Origin of the sequence: Flavobacterium sp. YJ01, from assembly GCF_029320955.1 — a bacterium.
GTDB lineage: Bacteria > Bacteroidota > Bacteroidia > Flavobacteriales > Flavobacteriaceae > Flavobacterium.
Genome location: NZ_CP119757.1, coordinates 2452251 through 2475863 on the forward strand (window position 1 = coordinate 2452251; position 23613 = coordinate 2475863).

General features: G+C 34.2%; 16 protein-coding genes and 1 tRNA gene. 8 read left to right on the forward strand and 9 right to left on the reverse strand.

Annotated elements, in window-relative coordinates; all coding sequences use genetic code 11:
- Positions 1-27: 27 nt before the first annotated feature.
- The 5 genes from P0R33_RS10705 to P0R33_RS10725 are packed head-to-tail and all read right to left on the reverse strand — an operon-like array spanning position 28 to position 4052.
- Positions 28-1284 (reverse strand): hemolysin family protein, encoded by a 1257-nt coding sequence (locus P0R33_RS10705; RefSeq protein ID WP_276175429.1) that lies wholly within the window; start codon positions 1282-1284, stop codon positions 28-30.
- A gap of 2 nt (positions 1285-1286) precedes the next feature.
- Positions 1287-1481: a hypothetical protein gene (locus P0R33_RS10710; protein WP_276175430.1), complete on the reverse strand. Its 195-nt coding sequence runs from the start codon at positions 1479-1481 to the stop codon at positions 1287-1289.
- Between the two features lie 3 nt (positions 1482-1484).
- Complete coding sequence (gene lptC, locus P0R33_RS10715; protein WP_276175431.1) at positions 1485-2045, reverse strand: LPS export ABC transporter periplasmic protein LptC; 561 nt, start codon at positions 2043-2045, stop codon at positions 1485-1487.
- Positions 2046-2095: 50 nt separating this feature from the next.
- The gene (locus tag P0R33_RS10720; RefSeq protein ID WP_276175432.1) at positions 2096-3325 is read right to left on the reverse strand and encodes a hypothetical protein; all 1230 of its coding nucleotides are present in this window, start codon (positions 3323-3325) and stop codon (positions 2096-2098) included.
- Positions 3318-4052, reverse strand: coding sequence for a type III pantothenate kinase (locus P0R33_RS10725; protein WP_276175433.1), 735 nt, complete (start codon positions 4050-4052; stop codon positions 3318-3320). Before P0R33_RS10725 ends, P0R33_RS10720 begins: the two co-directional genes overlap by 8 nt.
- Before the next feature lie 103 nt (positions 4053-4155).
- Here P0R33_RS10725 and P0R33_RS10730 point away from each other — a divergent pair.
- From P0R33_RS10730 to P0R33_RS10740, 3 genes are all read left to right on the forward strand, one after another.
- Positions 4156-4228: transfer RNA gene (locus P0R33_RS10730), tRNA-Phe, on the forward strand.
- Between the two features lie 418 nt (positions 4229-4646).
- Positions 4647-6140 (forward strand): MFS transporter, encoded by a 1494-nt coding sequence (locus P0R33_RS10735; RefSeq protein WP_276175434.1) that lies wholly within the window; start codon positions 4647-4649, stop codon positions 6138-6140.
- An 11-nt stretch (positions 6141-6151) separates the two neighbouring features.
- On the forward strand, positions 6152-6379 hold the full coding sequence (locus P0R33_RS10740; protein ID WP_229353008.1) for a DUF6814 family protein: 228 nt from the start codon (positions 6152-6154) through the stop codon (positions 6377-6379).
- Between the two features lie 101 nt (positions 6380-6480).
- On the opposite strand, the gene P0R33_RS10745 is transcribed toward P0R33_RS10740, so the two are convergent.
- The 4 genes from P0R33_RS10745 to P0R33_RS10760 form a co-directional block, all read right to left on the reverse strand.
- Entirely contained in the window at positions 6481-9357 is a 2877-nt protein-coding gene (locus tag P0R33_RS10745) for an alpha-amylase family glycosyl hydrolase (RefSeq protein WP_276175435.1), read from the reverse strand.
- A gap of 85 nt (positions 9358-9442) precedes the next feature.
- Positions 9443-10537, reverse strand: a complete 1095-nt coding sequence (locus P0R33_RS10750) for a SusE domain-containing protein (RefSeq protein ID WP_276175436.1) — start codon at positions 10535-10537, stop codon at positions 9443-9445.
- Positions 10538-10555: 18 nt separating this feature from the next.
- A complete protein-coding gene (locus tag P0R33_RS10755) occupies positions 10556-12397 on the reverse strand; it encodes a RagB/SusD family nutrient uptake outer membrane protein (protein WP_276175437.1) in 1842 nt (613 codons plus the stop codon).
- 37 nt (positions 12398-12434) lie between these two features.
- Positions 12435-15416, reverse strand: a complete 2982-nt coding sequence (locus P0R33_RS10760; protein ID WP_276175438.1) for a TonB-dependent receptor — start codon at positions 15414-15416, stop codon at positions 12435-12437.
- A gap of 235 nt (positions 15417-15651) precedes the next feature.
- On the opposite strand from P0R33_RS10760, the gene P0R33_RS10765 reads away from it, so the two are divergent.
- The 5 genes from P0R33_RS10765 to P0R33_RS10785 all read left to right on the forward strand — a co-directional run bounded on the left by P0R33_RS10765 (position 15652) and on the right by P0R33_RS10785 (position 23613).
- Positions 15652-16683: a LacI family DNA-binding transcriptional regulator gene (locus P0R33_RS10765; protein WP_276175439.1), complete on the forward strand. Its 1032-nt coding sequence runs from the start codon at positions 15652-15654 to the stop codon at positions 16681-16683.
- A 175-nt stretch (positions 16684-16858) separates the two neighbouring features.
- Complete coding sequence (locus P0R33_RS10770; protein ID WP_276175440.1) at positions 16859-18376, forward strand: MFS transporter; 1518 nt, start codon at positions 16859-16861, stop codon at positions 18374-18376.
- On the forward strand, positions 18369-19025 hold the full coding sequence (gene pgmB / locus P0R33_RS10775; RefSeq protein ID WP_276175441.1) for a beta-phosphoglucomutase: 657 nt from the start codon (positions 18369-18371) through the stop codon (positions 19023-19025). Before P0R33_RS10770 ends, pgmB begins: the two co-directional genes overlap by 8 nt.
- Before the next feature lie 141 nt (positions 19026-19166).
- Complete coding sequence (locus P0R33_RS10780) at positions 19167-21470, forward strand: glycoside hydrolase family 65 protein (RefSeq protein ID WP_276175442.1); 2304 nt, start codon at positions 19167-19169, stop codon at positions 21468-21470.
- A gap of 28 nt (positions 21471-21498) precedes the next feature.
- Positions 21499-23613, forward strand: a complete 2115-nt coding sequence (locus P0R33_RS10785; RefSeq protein WP_276175443.1) for a glycoside hydrolase family 97 protein — start codon at positions 21499-21501, stop codon at positions 23611-23613.

A 23613-nucleotide genomic window follows, 5' to 3' on the forward strand; every position in this document is an offset into this window, starting at 1 on the left:
AACATTTTTTTTCATTAATTTAAAAAATCACTCTTTAATTGTTAATTTGACTAGTTCAATTTTCTTATTTGAGGCTTCTTTTATAAAAAAATGATACTTATCTATTACAATTTTATCTCCTTTTTGGGGTATTTCTTTCGTGTGATTCACAATAAAACCTCCTAAAGTTCCGTAAGAGTCTTCTTCGGGAATCATCAATTTATAGGTTTCGTTAAGATACTCTACATCTAAACGGGTTGAAAACAGATATTTGCCCTCTCCTATTTGCTCTTCCACCAATTCTTCGTCTAAATCATGTTCATCTTCAATTTCTCCAAAAAGCTCTTCTACAATATCTTCGATGGTCATAATTCCAGAAGTTCCTCCGTATTCATCTAATACGACTGCAACGTTCTTTCGTTTTTTTATAAGCAAATTCAGAACATCTTTAATCAATATCGTTTCTGGAACAAACTCTACTGTCATTAAAACAGATTTGATTGTTGTAGGCTTTTTAAACAAGTCAAATGAATGCACATAACCGACAATATCGTCTAGAGAATTTTGGCTTATAATTATTTTAGAATATCCTGTTTCAATAAACATTTTTTTGAGATCGTCTACAGAATCAAACAAATCCATGTCTACGATTTCTGTTCTTGGCGTCATGATATCACGCGCTTTTACAGCAGAAAACTCTAATGCATTCTGAAAAATCTGAATTTCAGAATCCACCTCTTCATCTTCTTCAACCGAACTCATTTGTTCTGTAATATAGTTACCCAATTCGCTTCTGCTAAATAATTGAATTTGATTTCCTTCTGTTCTAAAAAATTTACTCAATACAAAATCTGCAATCCAAATAAAGAAAGTCGAAATGTAATAAAACAGACGGTAAAATAAATATGCCGGAAGCGCCAAAACCTTGATTAACGAATTGGCATAAATCTGAAAAAATACTTTCGGAAAAAACTCTGAAGTTAGTAAAACCACAAATGCTGCAAGAAAAGTCTGAATTAGAATATTCCACCAACCAGAGAATACAAAACCAAAACGGATTATCCAATTCAGAATCAGATCACCCATAAAAAAGCCGTAAATCACCAAAGCTACATTGTTGCCAATGAGCATTGCAGCAATAAACTTTGAAGGGTTTTTGGTAAGTTTAGTTAAGATACGCGACAAGAAATCGTCTTGTTTCTTTTCTATTTCGAGGTAAATTTTATTGGAGGAAATAAAAGCGATTTCCATTCCAGAGAAAAAGGCTGCTAGTATTAAACATATTATTATAATACTAATTTCCATTTTTACTGGTTTTTGTTACGATTATTGTGCTTATTGATAAATCTTCTTCTAAAGAAAAACATAAAAGTTGCCATCCCTGCAATTGCAAAATAAAAAGGATAACTTTCATCGCCTTCATTTAACTTCATTATAGCATCATAAGCAAAAAAAAGTGCGATAATAATGTAAATGTATTGTGTATATTTTAAATAACCCATAATTTATATTTTTTCTTCTGATGATTCAAATTCACCGTTTACTCGCTGAGAATTAATTATTTTAAAATCTTTACTAAAATCTATTCCCTGCCCAAAAGAAACTCCTTTTGTGTCGGTAAGCTTAAATTTTCTTTCGGTGTAAAACCATTCGTTTTTCTGATCAAAATAAAGCTGTTCTGTTTCTAAAACCTGACCTGCTTCTGAGGTAATTACCACTTTTCCAATCAAATCGATAATTTGTGTGCTTTTATACGAAATAGCATAATTCGCTTTTATAAAAGTACGTTTTTGCTTTTTATCATACAAAGTTACATCGATTCCTTTTGGAAATTCTGTAAACGGAAAATCTAGGTTAGAATAATCTAGCATTTTACGAGCAATTAAAACACCCGTAATGCGCCCAGAGTCTGTGTATTTAATATTGGCATTGTCTGCATCGGTTGCAGGAACAAACTCTGAGAAGTTAATTTTTTGAACTTCTTTAAAATTACTTTCGCACCCAAAAAACAGTGTCACAGCAATAACTGTGACCACTATCAGACTATATCTCTTTGGTAAATTCATTTGCCAAATGTAGTAAATTGTAATGAGCTTAGAAAAGGTAAAACAGTTTCTTATTGGAATTTGCTCTTAACAAACCATCTGTCGTTGAAAGAGAAACTTAAACTAAAATTCACGTAGTTTTCTTGTACTAAATTAGAAGAAACCGTACCACGCTTACCAAATTCAATTCCAAAATTCACGTTTGAAAATGATCCAGGAATTGGAACTCCAGCTCCTAAAGTCATTCCGACATCTTTAATAGATTCGTTATTAATTATCAGACCAACTTTTTCATATTTCAAACCTGCTCTATAAGTAATTCTGCTCATATAACTCGTAAAAGAGTTATAATTAGGAAGATAGTAACCTCCAATTGAATATTTAGAATAACTTTCATACTTCACATTATCAGCTTGATTGTAGTAATTCTCTAACTGTCCCGTTTCTTGAAAAGCCATATTTGCACCAATCAACCATTTTCTTGCTTCTCCAACCCCTAAACCGATGCTTAATTTGCTCGGAATTTTTAATGTTTTCGAATCTGCTGGATAAACATAAGGATCTGGATCTCCTTGTACAGAAATTACTCTTGTGTTATCAGAATTTAAATCACCTCCAAATGAGTAACTTAAACTAGAAAAAATACTCATTTTTTTGTATATTTTTTTCTGATACATCGTTCCTATGCTAAAATTCATTCCAGACAATTCAGATGTATTTACTTCTGCAGTACTATTTTGAACCCCTGAAATACCTTCTACCGTTGTTGTTGTAATTTTTCCAAAATTATATTGTGCATCAGCTCCAATGTTCCAGCCTTTTGTAATTTTATAAGCCAAACCGAAATACACTTTATTTACACCACCTTTTCCGTCGAGCTGCGAACTAACTGCGCCTTCTGTTGCCGAATTATCATTCAAAATTTTATATCCTACAGACGAAACTGGTATTAAACCAAAAGAAGCTCCAAATTTTCCCATCGGAATTCCTATAGCTAAATAATCAAAAGTAGAGCGCTGTGCTTTTTCAGATTGAGAACTTGTCTTTAAATTTGAAGTAGCAAAAGTTCCTCCAACTGTAAAAGTAGTTTGTATTAAACTAGCATAACTTGCAGGGTTTTCTATATTTAAATGTATCGTATCTTGCTCGACAGCAACACCTGCCATAGATCTGTTTTCAAGAGTTCCCTTGAATCTTGTATCACCAATTCCGAAAAAAGAATAAGGTGAAGCAGTACCTTGTTGAGCGAATGAAACGAACGATATAAGCAAACAAGCGCTTATTATTACTTTTTTAATCATTGTCGATTTTATATTGATATGTTTGGTTCAAACTTTCTAGAAGGAAATTTGAATTGGCAAATATGGTATTTTTTAATCGTTTAGCCAAAAATTCTGCATCGCCTCCCGTTAAAATTATGATAAAATTTGAAAACTCCTTGCGATATTCATCGATAAAACCGTCAATCTCATAGACGAAACCGTTGACAACACCAGAATGTATCGCCTGTGGCGTTGAGTTACCGACATAATTATCGGGCGCTTCTAAAGTCAGTAAGGGCAGTTTTGCCGTGAAATTATGAAGAGATTCATATCGCAAACGTAGGCCAGGAGAGATTGCTCCTCCTAAATAATTGTCGTTTTCGTCGATAAAATCGTAGGTTATGCAAGTTCCAGCATCTATAACAAGTCTGTTTTGTTTTGGAAATTGCAAGGTTGCTCCTCCTGCCAAAATCATTCGGTCGATTCCTAAAGTTTTAGGAGTTGCATATTTATTCTGAAATGGAAATACGTCTTCGTGTGTAAAAAAATGGACTTTGAGCCGATTTTCGAAAGTTAAAAAGGCTTGTTTTTCTATACTTCCTACAGATGCTACGACCAAATCAGAGCAATTTGGAAACTTTTTTAAAATTTTTTCGATTTTTTTTTCGAGCTCGTTTTTGTCAAAAACAAAATTTTCAAGCGCATTATTCCCCTCAAATACAGCTGCTTTAATTCTGGTGTTTCCGATATCAACTGTTAAAATCATATTTACTTTTTTGCTTTTGCGAAGATACGAATAGATTTTTTCTAAAAAATGTTTTGCTCAAACCAAAAATGATTATATATTTGCACCCGCAACAAACAAGCACGGTACCTTAGCTCAGATGGTAGAGCAATGGACTGAAAATCCATGTGTCCCTGGTTCGATCCCTGGAGGTACCACAAAACCCGAATAGAAATATTCGGGTTTTTTGTTTTCTATACTTTTCTGTTTTTTAATTCCAACCTCTATAGCCATGGATGATGTCATTAAGTTAATTTTTTGTATTAATTTTTTGAATTGGCTCCAGCTTCAGCTGGAGTTATTAACAAACGAACAATAAGGCTTTAGCCAAATCATGCATTTTTGGCTAAAGCCATTCCGATTGCTTTTTATGCAAACTCCAGCTGAAGCTGGAGCCAATTCAAAAAACTTTGCGAACCTTTGCGTTTTTTTCTTTATGTCTTTGCGGTTAAACTAAAAAGTCAACAAATAAATAGTTTTTGTTAAAAAAGTATTAACTGAATAAAAAAATATCTTATATATTCGTAAAACTATAATTTTATCTTTCTTTTATCAACAAGATATCAAAGCAGTTTTATGAGCAAAACTTCTACTAAGGGCATTTGGAAAGTAATTTCAGCCTCTTCTATGGGCACCATGATTGAATGGTACGACTTTTATATTTTTGGCAGCCTTGCTGTTGTTATTTCGACTAAATTCTTTCCAAGCGACAATCCAACCGCTGCATTTTTATCTACTTTGGCGACTTTTGCCGCCGGATTTGTAGTCCGCCCTTTTGGAGCTTTATTTTTCGGAAGACTTGGTGATATTATTGGCCGTAAATATACCTTTATGGCAACCTTATTATTAATGGGAGGTTCTACTTTTTTAATTGGCTGTATTCCGAGTTATGAAACCATAGGTTTTCTAGCTCCTTTATTAGTTTTAATTTTGAGATTATTACAAGGACTTGCTTTAGGAGGAGAATACGGCGGAGCAGCCACTTATGTTGCTGAACATGCTCCAGCCGGTGAAAAAGGATATTGGACTTCTTGGATTCAGACTACTGCCACTGTTGGTTTATTTATTTCTTTAATGGTCATTCTGGCAACCAAAAATATACTTTCTGCAGAAGATTTTGATTTATGGGGATGGCGTGTTCCTTTTTGGGTTTCTGTTGTAATGGTTGGCGTGTCTTATCTTATCCGTAAAAACATGGACGAGTCTCCAGTTTTTGCAAAAGCTAAAAAAGAAGGAACAACAAGTGCTAATCCATTAAAAGAGAGTTTCGGAAATAGATACAATTTAAAGTTTGTTTTGTTAGCGTTATTTGGAGCTACAATGGGACAAGGCGTTGTATGGTATACGGGTCAGTTTTACGCAATGAGCTTTATGAAAACAGTAATGAATGTCGATTCTTCCCAAGTCGATGAATTACTCGGAATTGCCCTTTTAATTGGAACACCATTTTTTATTGTTTTTGGATGGCTGAGCGACAAAATTGGTCGTAAATATATTATGATGTTCGGAATGCTAATTGCCATATTATCATACAGACCTATATATAAGTCAATGTATGAGACAACCGACATTACTAAAAAAACTGAAATCGTTGAATCTCAAAAACAAACTACTGAAAACAAAGACAATCAGACTTCAATTATCATAACTGAAAAAAAATACACTGATGGCACATCCAGCATTCAAAAAAAATCGTACATGGATAAAAAAGAAGTGCAAAGTAGCATTTCTGTAACAATAAATTCAAGTGATAAATGGACTTTAATTTTCTTAGTTTTTATTCAAGTGCTTTTTGTAACGATGGTTTATGGTCCAATTGCAGCGTTTTTAGTCGAAATGTTTCCAACTAAAATTAGATATACTTCGATGTCGCTTCCATATCATGTTGGAAACGGAATTTTTGGCGGATTGCTTCCTGCAATTTCCACTTATTTTGTGACGCATGCCAAGGCAAACGGAAAAACCGATTTTTATCTTGATGGATTATGGTATCCGATAATAATTGCAGGAATCTGCTTTGTAATCGGAATGATATATATTGACAACAAAAACAAAATTACTCACCTTTAAAATTTAAAAAAATGAATGGGATCAAACAAGTTTTAGGGGCGTTATGGATTGCTTTGGCGGCGGCAGCTGCTTATTTCTGTGTGTTTGAATTTGGTTTGCCAAAACTTCTTTCAGATCAGCAAGATGATTTAGTATTTGGAGCCATTATTCTTTTTATTCTAACTCCTCTAATCACTATGGGACTAGGAACATTTGGGTATTATTCTCTAATTGGAGAATACAGCGATAAAAAGAAATAAACAAAAAAATACCCCAAACCTAAAAACCAAAAAAAGGCTGTCCGTTTCCAGACAGCCCTTTTTCATTACTAACCTAACCTAATCTTTAACCTATTTCTGGTTTATCTTTTTATAAACTTCATTACCTGAGTTTTATTATTTTCATCAGAAGCTTTTACTATATATATTCCTGTTTGTAATTCGCTTACGCTAAATTGAAAATCAGCATTTCCATTAGAAACAAAGCTTTTAACTAATTGTCCAGAAACAGAATAAATCTGAACTTTTGTAAAAGCTGTATTTAATGTAAAATAATCTGAAACCGGATTTGGATATAAATTGACTGAACTTCCTTTTTCAAATTCCCCTATAGCAAGATTTGCGGTTTTATTTCCATAAATCCTGTATTCGCCAGGTGGCAGATTTATAGGAGCATTTACATCTGTAACATTTATAGTTGTATTATCCATTAAATTATACCAAGTTCCTGAATATGGAAAACCTGTTGCTATATTTTGTGCTGAAGTATCAAAATTGGCAAGAATTACGACATCTTTTAATTGCGTGGAAGTTAAAGCCGCGTTTGTTATTTTAATATTTACATTTAAAGAATTCGCATTTGTCATTGTAGCAGTTCCTAAAAATACAGGCTCTGCAGTTTTTAGCGTAATCATTTTTGCCCAATCGTTGTAAATCTTATTACGATTTGAATTTCCTAACCAATTATTTACCCATTGAGGTTGCGGTTTAGTATCTAATTTACAATCTCCTCCAATAGCATCTGAATCTGTATTCACTGTATTGTCATTACAGGTAAAAATCGAACTTTCCCAGCCCAATTCTCCTAAATGCCAAATCATTTTTGGCCCTGGAACCAGCAAAGAAACTGCTCCAATTGCAGACATTCTTGACAAAGCTGTATTTAATGTTTTTACATTATAAGTTCCGTTTACAGCTCCGTATTGCACATTTTTGTACATCAAACGCTCTTCGTCATGACTTTCGGCATATCCCATTAAACGATTTGCTGTAAAGCCGCGATTTGAACTTAACATTCTAGAAATATTACTATCACTAGCATATCCCATAGATAATTGATTGTACTGATTTGTCATTTTACCCCACATCATAATTCCTTTGCTTGGCGTTTCAGAAACTTTGTAATTCGCCCATTCTTTTTCTTCGGCATCCGTTCCTAAATGTTCAAAAATGGTATAATGTGTTGGATCTAAACTCCACGAATAATCTGCATATTTTTTCAGAACATCAACTCTATCTTGCTGATAGGAATCTGTACATGAATTATCAGACGCTGTACAATTTTGTGTAAATCCTTTAGTTAAATCCCAGCGGAAACCATCAATTTTATATTCCTGAATCCATTGTTTAACAACACGTTCTACATAATATTGTGTCTTTAAGGACTGATGATTAAAATCTTCTCCTACATTATAACTGTGTTTTGCAACTGTATTAAAATATGGATTCTCTACTGTTGGCGATCCAAATCCGTCTCCATCGGGATCATTCATCCACATTCTTACCATTGGATTTCTTCCAAAAGCATGATTTAAAGCAACATCCAAAATAACTGCAATTCCATTTTGATGGCATAAATCAATAAACTCTTTTAATTTATCTGAAGTTCCATAAAATTTATCTAAAGCCATATGAAACGAAGTATTATAACCCCAGCTTTCATTGCCTTCAAATTCCATAACCGGCATTAATTCAATCGCATTAATTTTAAGATTTTTAAAATAATCAATTCTGTCAATCAAACTTTGATAGCTTTTTGAAGCATCAAAATCGCGAACCAAAAGCTCATAAACAACTAACTTTTCTTTTTCAGGTTTAACAAAATTTGTTACCTGCCAATTATATGGTGTTTGTCCTGTTTTTAAAACCGTAACTTCAAAATTTTGTCCAGTTGGATAAGCTGGCATATTTGGATATTTTGAACTAGGAATTCCAGCATCATCATAAGGCGATAAAACCAAAGTAGAATAAGGATCTGCTGTTTTTACCATTGAAGGCGAATTTGCAAGCGGTGTAGTATCTACCACCCAATATTGATACGTATTATTTGCGCCAGAAACTAAACCTGTAAGTTCTAACCAGAATTTACCTGAAGTTGGATCTTTTTTCATGGCATAAGCCGATGTTGGCTGCCAATTATTGAAACTTCCTGCAACGTAAACAAAATCTTTTAGCGGAGCATCTAAAACCAAAGTCGCTTTTGTAGCATCTGTCGCGTTATAGTTAATTCCGTCTACTAAACCAGCAGGCATAGCTTGAGAAACCGTATTCGGATTTACCACAACTGAAAATTTCTTCACGATTGAAGTTGTTCCTTGAGTTACAGTTAATTCATAACTTTGATTTCCAGTGATATTTAAATGATTATAGTTGTAACTCGAAGTGCTTGCATTGGTGTTAATTGTTGTTCCGTTTGCCTTTAAAGTATAACTAGCCGCACCATTTGTATTGGTTGCTGTAATATTTAAACTAGCACCCGAAGCAATAATAGAAGTGCTATTTTCTGCTGGCGAAGTTAATGAAGCTTGGAAAGAACCAACTTCGACAACAATATCCTGTGATTTTTTATCGCCAGTTCCGTCTTTAGTTTTAACTAGAAAACCAATTCTTCCTATTCCATTTCTATTAAAATAAACAGATGGTGTAATAGTTTTGGTATAGGTATCTGTTGCTGCATTATACGTAAATTTCGCTGCTTCGTTTGATGCAGTCCAAGATCCGTTTGAAGGACTATCTGCCTGATTTGTATCGTTTACATCATAAGACCATGACCAAAGATATAATGCATGAGTTGTACTAATTCCCCATGAAGTTTCATTAACACTGCTCCCATTTATTGTAATCGTTATTGGTGTAGTGTCTTCAAATGTTGCCGGATTTATGGAGTAGGTGACTGTCTGCACTTGGGCAGAAGCAATCAACGACAACAATAAAAATGTTAATAGTAAAATTCTTTTCATAATAATAGTGGTTAGCTAAATAGTTAGATTGATTAAAAAAGGGCTATCTCGAGATAGCCCTTTTTCAGTTATTAACTGAAGTTTTTTATTGATTAGGAATCATTAAGTAACTTCCGTCTAAATCATTGAAATAAATAACATATTTTGATTTTGCTACCGGTATGTTTTCACCGTTTCCTCCTCCAGAAAAAGCAGTAGTTCCACCCCAAGAAACATCCCAAGAATCATTAGCTCTAAACTTCGCTTCTCCATCATTCAAATCTGTAACACCTTTTGAGTAAGTATGTTTATCAAATGCTGATTGATCTAATTTAGTTGAAGAATCCCAACCTCCAGCTGTACTGCTTCCAATTATACCAACAGTGGTATACGTTTTTGCTATAGCAGCCGCATCAGTGTAAGCTTTTAAAGTATATTTTAAAGATGTTGTGTCAAAGTCGAAAGTATAATATCCATCAGCAGGAATTGTAAATTCACCAGCATTATCTTTAATTTCGATTGAAGTACCATCTGCTCTACCTAATTGAGAAGCCCAGCTTCCTTTTACAGAAATCAGCTTAAAGTTACCTGCTTTAAAATACCCAACAAACTTATATTTATTTGCTTCTTTGCCATCTCTAAACATTGGCTGATGTTTTGTATCGACATTATTGTCCCATCCTCCAGCTACAGCTGCTCCAATTAAATACCAATCCGTAAACTCATAGGTAACTCTTCCTAAAAACGGAGTAACACTAATTGTTATTAAACTTTTTCCAGCTTGAGAAAAAGAACCAGCGACATTTGATGTTATTTTCACATCATACATTGCCGCAACTTCTGGTTTTCCTCCAAGATCAATAGCTGCCTGATTTAAATCCTTAACAAGTATTGAAGCTTCTGTAATACTAGTTGTAGTTGCAAGCGTTTTCGCTGCTGAAAAATCACCACCTTTTTTATCTATTAAAAGCGTATATTTTACTACAACATCTGTAGAATAATCTGCAGCCGACCAAGTAAATTTAGCAGCTACATCTGATGCTTTATCAACATTTAAAACATAAGTCTGACCAGTTGTCGGGGCGGTAATTTCTGGTGCTGCGACTGCATCTAAAATTGGTCTTTCATCAACAGCATCCGCGTTACATGACACTGCTAACACACCAACAAATGCGATTAGAATTTTATATATATTTTTCATTTTACAGTTTATTAGATGTTAGTATCCAGGGTTTTGCTTCAATGTCGGGTTTGCCTGAATCGTTTTAGCTGGTATTGGCATAAGATCTCTAAATGAAGCTGTAGCAGTTCCGCTTTGAACACCACCTTTCCATTGCCAAATCTTATCTCCCCCTGTGAATTTTCCAAAACGAATTAAATCTGTTCTTCTATGACATTCCCAATATAATTCTCTACCTCTTTCAGCCAAAATAAAGTCTAAAGTTAAATCTGCTGTTGAAACTGTCGGAGCATTTGCTCTAGTTCTAATTTGATTGATGTAACCTAAAGCTGTTCCTAAATTTCCTGTTGAAGCTCCTCTTACAGTCGCTTCAGCATACATTAAGTAAGCATCAGAAACTCTAAACATCGGAAAATCTGTATCTGGAATATCTGTTCTTTGAGCAGCAGTTCCATTTGATTTTACATTTGTAAACTTTGTAATTGCATACCCGTCTGTAAAAGTCGAAGTATTAGTAATGTCTAATGCCTGTCCTGGAGTATAAGCATATAATCTTTTGTCTACCCAAACTTGTTGTTTTCCTAAAGATACTGGAGCGTTTGTAAATGCAGTAGGAGCAGCAACTTCAACTCCATTTAAAGTAATTTTACCTGTTACAAGATTAAATAAATAAGTATTGCTAGCATTATAACCAGAATCTCTTTCGTTTCTGTCGCTTGAGTCAAAAGCCAAACCATCTTTATTAACTAAAATTCCCGTATTGTTTGTTAAATTTTTACCTTTTGTCTGATAGAAATCAAATGAACTAGTTGGCGTACCAAAATTAGCTACAAACTCTTTACGGGTTCTAATACCAAACCATCCACCATCCATACCTTGTGCAGCACTATCCATACTACCTCCGATAGAAGCATGAAGAATAAAACTCATTCCTCCACCTGTTGCTCTAATTGCATTTCCATCACTAATAATTGGAAAAATAAATTCATTCTGAGCTCCATTTGTATTGTTATCCGCAGAGAATAAATTACGATAAGGAATGTTAGCAAAAGTATATCCAGAATTAATAACCTCGCTAGCTAAAGTAGCTGCTTCATTATTTCTCTCAGTTCCTGTGTATACTTTAGAGTTTAAATAAATTTGAGCCAATAAAAATTTAGCAGCAACTTTATCTACTCTTCCATATTCATTTGTTTTAGGAGCTGCAAGACTATTATCCAAATCTTTCAATTCAGATTCTACAAAAGCAAAAACTTCTGCTCTTGATTTCTGCACAGGATAAAAGAATCCAACAGGATCTGCTTCAGTAGTAATAGGCACATTACCAAACAAATCCATTAAATTTACATAAGAAAAAGCTCTTAAAAAACGTGCTTCTGCTCTAAAAGTTGCAATTTCAGCTTTTAAATTAGCATCAACGCCTCTTTCGTTCAATTTTTCCTCAGTAGTTTGTCTTAAGAACTCATTAGCAACGCTAATATGGTAAAATGCTCTTGAATAAGTTCCATATAAAAACTCATTTGCTGGTGACCAAGTCTGCGTATTTAATGTTGGTAAAGTACCATCAGCCCAAGCAATAACTGCCTCGTCTGTACTAAATTCCTGAGTTACAAAAAGCAAACGTAAGTAACTGCTAAAATCCCCACTTAGTCCTGCAATATCTGCTTGTCCATCACCATCATTACCTCCTACATAAAGTCCAGCATATAATTTTGCCAATACTTCTTTATAAGATTTTGGATCCTGAAAGAAAGTTTCAGAAAGAAACTCATCATCATCTTTTGGTGTAACGTTTAAATCGTCAGTACACGAAGTAAGCGTCATACTTATCCCTAAAATAAATAGGAAGAAATAAGATATATATTTAAATGATATTTTCATTTTGTATGTTTTAAAAATTGTTTTTTCAATGTACTAATTAGAAACTCGCATTTACTCCAAACAAGTAAGTTCTTGCTCTTGGATAAACGTTACCATCAATTCCGTTGAATTTCTCTGGATCTAATCCATCATATTTTGTAAGTACAAAAACATTTTGAACACCCGCAGAGAATCTTAAAGAAACATCTTTTAATAAAGATTTATCTAAAGTGTATCCTAGAGTTACGTTGTCTAATTTGATGAAAGAAGCATCTTTTACATAATAATTAGATAAATAACGTTGTGTTCCATTATCCTCAAAAGTAAATCCAGTATTTAAATAATCTGAACTCACGTTAGATAAGTCTGTTTGTCTTCTTAAAGCAGCATCTGAATATCCCATGTTAGAATTTACGTTATCAAAAATGTAATTTCCTAGACTTGCTCTCCAGTTCATTGTAAAATCAAACTTTTTATAGTTTAAAGTAGAGAAAAGTCCAAAAGTGTAATCTGCTGTTGGTTTTTTATATCTGTAACGATCTGCATCGTCAATTTTACCATCGCCATTTCTATCTACATAAGCTCCAGCAATTGGTTTTTTATTAGCATCATATAACTGCTCGTATACAAAGAATGAGTTTGGAGCAAAACCAACTGTGTTAATTAGAATTTTATTTCCATTTCCACCTTTAATATTATCTCCTACAGTATAACCTTCAAAACCAGGAACTGTCTGACCTAAGTTTTCAATTTTTTGATCTAGGTAAGTAGCATTAACAGCAACATTCCAAGTTAAGTTATCATTTTTAACAACATCAGATTGCAAGCTAAACTCAAGACCTTTTGTTCTTAAATTACCAATATTATTAAATCCTTGGTTTCTTAAGTTAGCTCCATCCGGAACTAATACGTCCGCTAATAAATCAGATGATTTTTTATCAAAGTAGTTAATAGTACCTGTAATTCTATCATGTAAGAATCCAAAGTCAACCCCTACATTCATCTCTGCTAATTCTTCCCATTTAATATTTTGGTTGTATCCTTCTGGTCTAGCAGCTGAGTAAATAACACCACCAAAAACGTATTGTGTATTAATTGTTCCAAGCGTTACTCTTCGCAAATAATCATACTGAGCAGAAATATCTTGCTGTCCAGTTGTACCGTAACCAACTCTTAATTTTAAACTAGAAAGTGTTTCATTATCTTTTAAGAAAGATTCTTCAGCGATATTCCACGCAAAGGCACCTCCCATAAAATTACCCCATCTGTTTTCTTCAGAAAAACGAGAAGTTCCGTCTCTTCTATAGTTTAAAGTCAATAAATATCTACTATCCCAACCTAAATTTAAACGTCCAAAGAACGATTGCAAATTGATGTCTGGATCAGTAATAACGTCTTCGTTTCTAGTTTCAACAGGCTGAGTAAGTGCTCCTGATTGGTATTTTTCTTTTTGGAACAACTGATAATTGTAACCCGCAGTAGCATCCAATTTAAGTTTTCCTAAACTTTTAGTGTAAACAAAATAGGTGTTTAAATTTTTATTTTGAAGGTCATCAGTATAAGTATCATAGTTTCCTAAATTTACCCAAGTTCCAGAACTGAAAGGGCTTGGCTGATATCCTAAAGCACTTTGCGTACTTTGTCTATTATAACCGCTGCTGTCAAATCTGTCAATACCAGCTTCAGCAACAACTCTCAAATCTTCGAAGAAATGGAATTTATAGTCTACACTAATATTACCCCATTTTCTAGTAGATTTAGATCTTTTATCTTCTTGGTTTAATCTTGCAACTGGGTTTTTAGCAGGTAATAAAGCTAAGTTTCCATTTGGCTCTAACCATTCAAAATAACCTCCGTAACGAGAACCTGCCTGGTAAGGTGATTGAGTAGGATCAAAACTGATTGCTGATCCAATAACAGCATCTTCATCTTGAAATTGATTTTTACTGAAAGATAAGTTTCCGCTAATATCAATTTTTAAGTGATTATCAAATAATACTGGATTTAACGATATCGATGTCGTAGTTCTTTCAAAAGAAGTGTTTCTTAAGATTCCAGGATTATCAACATTTCCAACAGATAAACGTACTGGTAATTTATTAAATAAAGCACCGCTTACAGAGATATTATTGTTGGTTGTAAGAGCAGTATTGAAAATTTCATTCTGCCAATTTGTACTTGCAGTACCCATTAATGCTTTTTGAGCGTCAGTTCCTTTTTCGTTTACGAAAGCACGGAATTGATCTGCGCTTAAGACATCAACTTTGTTAGCGATTGTGTTAATACCAACTTGAGAACTGAAATTAACTTTTACACCACCTTTAGTTCCTTTTTTAGTCGTAATTACAATTACACCATTTGCTGCACGAGAACCATAAATTGCTGCTGCAGAGGCATCTTTAAGAACTGTAAAAGACTCAATATCGTTCGGATCAATTGTAGATAAAATACTTGTAGCACCGCTTGGAACAGCATTACTTAAAGGAAGTCCGTCTAAGATAATCAATGGATCGTTTGATGCACTTAATGAAGATCCTCCACGAATTCTAATATCTGCTTTTGCTCCTGGAGCTCCTCCACCTACAACATTTACACCAGCAATACGTCCTCCAATTAAACTTTCAGGAGTCACGTTAATACCTTTGTTAAATTCTTTTGCAGAAATTTGAGAAACCGAACCAGTTGCATCTTTTTTCTTAACAGTACCATAACCTACCTGAACAACTACTTCTTGCAATTGATTTGTATCCTCTTCTAAAGATACGGCTAAGGTTTTTTGACCATTAAATACTATAGTCGATGTTTTGTATCCAATAAACGAAACCAAAATTTTGTCTCCATTTTTTAGATTAGGCAATTGAAATTTACCATCAAAATCAGTAGATGTACCTCCTGGGGCACCTTGTACATTTACATTTACTCCTGGTATTGGCTGACCTGTGGCAAGATCAGTTACTGTTCCACTTAATGTGTTTTGAGCTAACACAGTAAACGGAAGCAGAAGGAATAAAAATAACAACTTTTTGTAAATTGTTTTCATACTTTTTGTTTAAATTAGTTTGAGTTTGTGAACGTTAGTTAAGTTTTTAATTTTACTTCGAATTTCAAAATTATGAATTTATTAACATGCTCGACGAATGACAATTTTTATTGCTTTACGAAAACGTGGTAGTGTTGAAAACTTTCTATATTTTGTAATCTTTTCGCATGAAAATTGTCAATTATAAAAATTTCAGATACCTTTATTATTAATTAGATTTTTTTCAACTATTCACATGAAACGCAAAATAACTCTAAAACAGATTGCAAAGGAACTAGACGTATCTATTTCAACTGTCTCAAAATCACTTAGAAACAGCCTCGAAATTGGAGAAGAAACTAGAGAAAAAGTTCAGGCTTTTGCAAAGTTTTACAACTATAAACCGAACAACATTGCCCTTAGTTTAAAAAACCGAAAAACTAAGAGTATTGGCATCATTATACCCGAAATTGTACATTATTTTTTCTCTACCGTAATCAACGGAATTGAACAGGTTGCGAATGAACACGGTTACAGCGTAGTTATCTGTTTATCAGACGATTCTTTTGACAAAGAAGTACTAAATATGGAAATGTTGGCCAATGGAAGTATCGATGGTTTTATCATGTCTCTTTCTAAAGAAACCCAGTACAAAGGCGATTTCCATCATATTACAGAAGTTATCAATCAGGGAATGCCAGTTGTCATGTTTGATCGTGTAACAAATGATATTTTATGCGACAAAGTGATTATTGATGACAAAGCCGCTGCATATGAAGCGGTTCAGAGTTTGATTGATAATGGAAGAAAAAAAATCGCTTTAGTAACAACTGTTGATTATGTGAGCGTTGGAAAATTAAGAACAGACGGTTATGAAAAAGCACTTTTAGATAACGGAATTCCTTTTAACGAAGATTTAATCATTAAAATCGAAGATGTAGATACCTGCGAAATAACCATTAGCCAATTACTACACGATAGAGCTTTTGATGCGGTTTTTGCTGTAAATGAGCTTTTTGCCGTGACTATTATCAAAACGGCATCTAAAATGGGATTAAAAGTTCCCGAAGATTTAGCTGTAATTGCATTTACTGATGGAATTATTTCAAAATATTCTACGCCAAGCATTACAACGGTAAGTCAGAGTGGCGAAAAAATGGGAAATAAAGCCGCTAAAATGCTTATTGAAAGACTAGAAGCTGAACATGAAGAAGAAGAGGAAGAAAACGAAAATTACACCACAGAAGTCATAGAAACGCATCTTATAAAAAGAGAATCTACTGACTAAAATTCTTAAAATCAATACTTTCTAAAGCCATAAAAAATATTTATGGCTTTTTTATTAGCATAAATAAAAAAATAATTAATACTTTTACGCCCGTCAAGGCTTTTACTTTTACTTCGAAAAAAACAGTAAGTTTTGATAAGCAAAGCGCTTATCGTATAATTTTCAAATTACGATAATGGAAAAGCGTAAATTAAGTTTCTGGGAAATTTGGAACATGAGTTTCGGTTTCTTAGGAATACAATTTGGTTTTGCACTGCAAAACGCAAATACTTCAAGAATTTTTGAAACCCTTGGTGCTAAAATAGACGAAATCCCAATTTTGTGGATTGCTGCGCCTGTTTCTGGTTTAATTATTCAGCCCGTTATTGGTTATTTCAGCGATAGAACCTGGACTCGTTTAGGCAGAAGACGCCCCTATTTTTTAATTGGTGCTATTTTGTCATCGGTGGCTTTGTTCGTAATGCCCAATTCTCCAACTTTATGGATTGCTGCGGGAACTTTATGGATAATGGATGCCTCGATAAACGTTTCAATGGAACCTTTCCGTGCTTTTGTGGGCGATAATTTACCCGACCATCAGCGCGCATTGGGCTTTGTTATGCAGAGTTTTTTCATTGGTACAGGTGCCGTTGTTGGTTCTGTTCTGCCTTATCTTTTTACAAATGTCTTTGACGTTAGCAATGTTGCACCTAAAGGAATTATTCCAGATGCAGTAAAATGGTCTTTTTATATTGGCGGAATTGTTTTTCTGCTTTCCGTTTTATGGACCGTTTTTAAATCAACCGAATATACTCCCGAAGAACTTCATGCATTTGAAGCTAACAGCAAAAAAGACACCGAAGACGTATCAAATTCTGAAACAGAATCTGGCGTTTCTACAAAAAGACAATTGTTTTTAGGATTATTGTTTGCTGGTATCGGAGCATTAATTTCATTTTTAATTTTCGAAAACAGCCTCGCTAAAGAACTTTATATTCTATTTATTGGTTTAATTTTTATGGGCGTTTTATTTGTAATTGCATCTCAGTTACGAACTAAAAAAGTCCACAATGGTTTTACTATAATTATGACGGATTTATTGAATATGCCAAAAACAATGCAAAAATTAGCTTGGGTTCAATTCTTCTCTTGGTTTGCGCTTTTCTCCATGTGGATTTACACCACTCAAGCAGTTACGCAGCATATTTTTGGAACTACAGACACAACTTCCAAAACCTACAATGATGCCGCCGACTGGGTTTCGGTATTGTTTACAGTTTACAACGGAATTGCCGCAGCAGTTGCTTTCTTATTACCAATTATCGCAAAAAAAGTAGGCGTTAGAGCAACACATTTATTGGCATTATGCGCAGGCGGTGTTGGTTTAATTTCAGTTTATTTTATTGGCGATAAACAAATGCTTATCCTCCCAATGCTAGGAGTTGGTATTGCATGGGCAAGTATTTTATCAATGCCTTACGCTATGTTATCTGGCGCTTTGCCAGCTGCAAAAATGGGTTATTATATGGGAGTTTTTAACTTTTTCGTAGTAATTCCGCAAATCGTAGCCGCTACGATATTAGGATTTGTAATCAAACAATTCTTCCATAATGAACCTATTTACGCTCTAATAATTGGAGGTGTATCAATGATTTTCGCAGGATTATTGACTCTTAGAGTAAATAGTAAAACTAAAATTGAAATCCATGAATAATAAAAAAGCATTCATCTTCGACCTTGACGGTGTTATCGTCGATACTGCTAAATATCACTTTTTGGCTTGGCAGAAAATCGCCAAATCGTTAAATATAAATTTTACACATGAAGACAATGAACTTTTAAAAGGCGTTAGCCGAGTTCGTTCTCTAGACATTATACTTGGATTAGGAAATGTTCAGGCTTCTCAGGAAGACAAAGACAAATGGTTGATTCAAAAAAACGAAGATTATTTATCTTATTTAGTGGACATGGATGAAAGTGAGGTTCTTCCAGGAGTTTTAAAAATTCTAAAACTATTAAAAGATAAAAATCAAGGAATTGCATTAGGTTCTGCCAGCAAAAATGCAAGACCAATTTTAGAAAAAACAGGAGTTCTGTCTTACTTCGATGTTATTGTTGACGGAAATGATGTCAGCAATGCAAAACCAGATCCTGAAGTTTTCTTAAAAGCGGCTCAATTATTAAACATTGATCCAAAAAATTCAATTGTATTTGAAGATTCTGTTGCCGGAATTCAGGCAGCAAACATTGCAGAAATGGTAAGTGTGGGAATTGGTGAGGAAACAATTTTACATGAAGCTGATCACATTTTTAAAGATTTTACCCAAATCGAAACAAGCTTTATTGAAGAGTTAATTGGATAATTAGAAAATGTGTCAATTAGATAATTAATCTCGCTGACAAACATTCTAATTCTTTGATTGCTCAAATGAATGTAAAAAAGTTATTAAAAACCAAGGCAATTATCTAATTATCAAATTGCCGTATTATCTAATTAAAAAGAGATGAACCAAGATTATATAAAACCAGACAATTGGTCTATTATTGAAGAAGGATTTGATGCGGAGAGAGTAAAATCTTCTGAAAGTCTTTTTAGTATCGGAAACGGCGCTATGGGACAGCGTGCGAATTTTGAAGAAACTTATTCTGCTGAAACTTTTCAGGGAAGTTATATTGCCGGAATATATTATCCAGACAAAACAAAAGTGGGCTGGTGGAAAAACGGTTATCCGAAATATTTTGCCAAAGTACTTAACGCTCCAAACTGGATTGGAATTGACATTGAAATCAACGAAGAAAATCTTGATTTAAATACGTGTACCGAAGTTAGAAACTTCCGCAGAGAATTGAATATGAAAGAAGGATGGTACAATCGTTCTTTTGAAGCTATTCTAAAAAACGGAACTGAAATCGCGGTAAATGTTCGTCGTTTTCTTTCGTTAGATTTAGACGAAGCGGGAATCATTAAATACGATATTACACCTTTAAATAAAGATGCAAAAATCGTTTACAAACCTTATATTGACGCTGGTGTAACCAATGAAGATGCGAACTGGGAAGAAAAATTCTGGGAACCACTTGAAGTTAAAAAAAGTACAAACGAAGCTTTTGTAACGGCTCAAACGTTTAAAACGCATTTTAAAGTTACGACTTTCATGCACAATACGATTTTGGCAAACGGAGAAAACATCAACGTTTCGCCATCGACAATCGATTCAACAACAGATAAAGTTCAGTACACATACGGAACGATTATCGCAAAAGGACAAACCTCATCAATCCAAAAAATTGGTGGTTATACCGTTTCTTTAAACCACGAAAATACTTTGGCTGGAGCCGAAAAAGTAATCAAATCTGCTGTTGCTTTAGGTTACGAAACCTTGCTTCAAAATCAAATTGATGCTTGGGCAAAAGTTTGGGAAATGTCAGATATTACGATTGAAGGCGATGTAAAAGCGCAACAGGGAATTCGTTTCAACATTTTCCAATTAAACCAGACCTATTCAGGAAAAGATTCTCGTTTAAATATTGGTCCAAAAGGTTTCACCGGAGAAAAATATGGCGGATCAACATATTGGGATACTGAAGCATATTGTATTCCGTTTTACATGGCGACAAAAGATCAGCAAGTTGCGAGAAACTTATTGACGTATCGTTACAATCAATTAGATAAAGCGATTGAAAATGCTAAGGATAACTTAGGTTTCAAAAACGGCGCGGCACTTTATCCAATGGTTACCATGAATGGTGAAGAATGCCACAACGAATGGGAAATCACGCACGAAGAAATTCACAGAAATGGAGCGATTGCTTTTGCGATCTACAACTATTACCGTTACACCGGCGATTACTCTTATATTCCTGAAAAAGGTTTAGAAGTTTTAATCGGAATTGCGCGTTTTTGGCACCAAAGAGCTTCTTTCTCAAAAGATAAAAATCAGTATGTAATTCTTGGTGTTACAGGACCAAACGAATACGAAAATAACATCAACAATAATTTCTACACCAATTATATTGCAAAATGGTGTATTGATTTTGCTGCTGAACAAATTGAAAAAGTGGCTTCAGAATATCCTGCAGATCACAAACGCATTTTAGAAAAAGTTACCCTTTCGGCGAATGAAATTCAGGAATGGAAAAAAGTGGCTGATGATATGTATTTTCCTATTTCTAAAGAACTTGGGATCTTCTTGCAGCAAGATGGTTTCTTAGACAAGGATTTAGTTCCGGTAAAAGATTTAGATCGTTCACAGCGTCCAATTAATCAAAAATGGTCTTGGGATCGTGTTTTACGTTCGCCATACATTAAACAAGCCGACGTTTTACAAGGATTCTATTTCTTTGAAGATCATTTCTCAAAAGACGAATTAAAACGAAATTTCGAGTTTTACGAATCGTTTACTGTTCACGAAAGTTCGCTTTCGCCTTGCGTACACTCTATTCAGGCAGCGGCATTAGATAAAATGGACATGGCATATACATTTTATTTAAGAACATCTCGTTTGGATTTGGACGATTATAATAAAGAAGTGGAAGAAGGTTGTCATATCACGTCAATGGCCGGTACATGGATGAGTATCGTGGAAGGCTTTGGAGGAATGCGTGTTAAAAATGACCAATTGCATTTCTCACCAAAAATCCCAAAAGAATGGAAAGGATATTCTTTTAAAATTAATTTCAGAAATCAAATTTTAAAAGTAGCTGTAAATCACAACGAAACAACTTTTACTGTAGACGGCGATCAAGATTTAACAATTATCGTTAATGGAAATCCTGAAATTGCAAGTAAATTTGTACAAATTAATTAAATTACAATACACTAAAAATCTAAAAAACATGAAAAACTTATTTTTCGCAAGTTTAATTTTGTTTGCGTTTAGCACGGTTGCAAAAGCGCAGCAATTAAAATCACCCGAAGGCAAGTTCGTAATGGAATTTTCTCTTCAAAACGACGGAACTCCAACGTACAATTTAAAATACAAAAACAAAGAAGTTGTAAAAACCAGTAAACTTGGTCTTGAACTTAAAGACGATAAAAAATCTTTATTGAACGATTTTACTGTTGTTGATACAAAAACTTCCACTTTTGATGAAACTTGGAAACCAGTTTGGGGAGAAGTAGATCACATCAGAAATCATTATAATGAATTGGCTGTAACTTTAAACCAAAAAGGAACAGACAGACAAATCGTAATTCGTTTCCGTTTATTCGAAGACGGACTTGGATTTAGATATGAATTTCCAGCGCAAAAGAATCTTACTTACTTTGTAATCAAAGAAGAAAGATCTCAATTTGCAATGACCGGAGATCATACTGCTTTCTGGATTCCAGGAGATTATGACACTCAAGAATACGATTATACAAAATCGAAATTATCTGAAATTAGAGGTTTATCTGAAAAAGCATATACCGCAAACGTTTCTCAAAAATCATTTTCACCAACAGGAGTTCAGACTTCTTTGATGTTAAAAACAAACGACGGAATCTACATCAACTTACACGAAGCGGCTTTGATCAACTATTCTTGTATGCACTTGAATTTAGATGATAAAAACATGACTTTTACGTCTTGGTTAACGCCAGATGCAAAAGGAGATAAAGGATATATGCAGGCGCCAAGCCACTCTCCTTGGAGAACTATTATTGTGAGCGATGACGCTAGAGAAATCTTAGCTTCAAAAATGACTTACAACTTAAACGATCCATCAAAAATTGAAAATACTTCTTGGATCAAGCCAGTAAAATACATTGGTGTTTGGTGGGAAATGATTACAGGAAAAAGCTCTTGGTCTTACACAAATGATTACCCAACAGTTCAATTAGGTGTGACTGATTTCGCGAAAGCAAAACCAAACGGAACTCACGGAGCAAACAATGCTAACGTAAAAAAATACATTGACTTCGCTGCTGCAAATGGTTTCGACGCTGTTTTAGTGGAAGGATGGAACGAAGGCTGGGAAGACTGGTTTGGACACTCTAAAGATTATGTTTTTGATTTCTTAACACCTTACCCAGATTTTGATGTAAAAGGTTTACACGAATACGCAAAATCTAAAGGTGTAAAAATCATCATGCACCACGAAACTTCAGGATCTGTTCGTAACTACGAGCGCCACATGGATGCTGCTTACAAATTCATGAACGATAACGGATATGATGCTGTAAAAAGTGGTTATGTAGGTGATATTTTACCAAGAGGTGAAAATCATTATAGCCAATGGATTGTAAACCACTATCAATATGCTATCGAAAAAGCAGCTGATTACAAAATTATGGTGAACGCTCACGAAGCGGTTCGTCCAACAGGAATTGCTAGAACGTATCCTAACTTAATTGGAAACGAAGCAGCAAGAGGAACAGAATACCAAGCGTTTGGAGGTTCTAAACCAAATCACGTAACGGTATTGCCTTTTACACGTTTAATTGGAGGTCCAATGGATTATACACCGGGAATCTTCGAAATGGATATTAGCAAAATGAATCCTGAAAACAAATCGCATGTAAACAGTACAATTGCAAACCAATTGGCTTTATATGTTACTATGTACAGTCCATTACAAATGGCTGCTGATACTCCAGAAAACTACAACCGTTTCCCAGATGCATTCCAATTCATTAAAGACGTAGCTGTAGACTGGTCAGAAAGTAAATATATTGAAGCTGAACCAGGAGATTTCATTACAGTTGCTCGTAAAGCAAAAGGAACAAACAACTGGTTCGTTGGAAACGTAAACGGTGAAACTCCTCGTACTTCAAACATCGATTTCAGCTTCCTTGAAAAAGGAAAAAAATACACAGCTACAATTTATGCTGATGCAAAAGATGCGCATTACAAAACGAATCCGCAAGCTTATACTATCAAGAAAATTGCTGTAACAAACAAATCAAAATTATCTCAGTTTTCTGCTCCAGGAGGAGGTTATACGATAAGCATTATTGAAAACAAATAA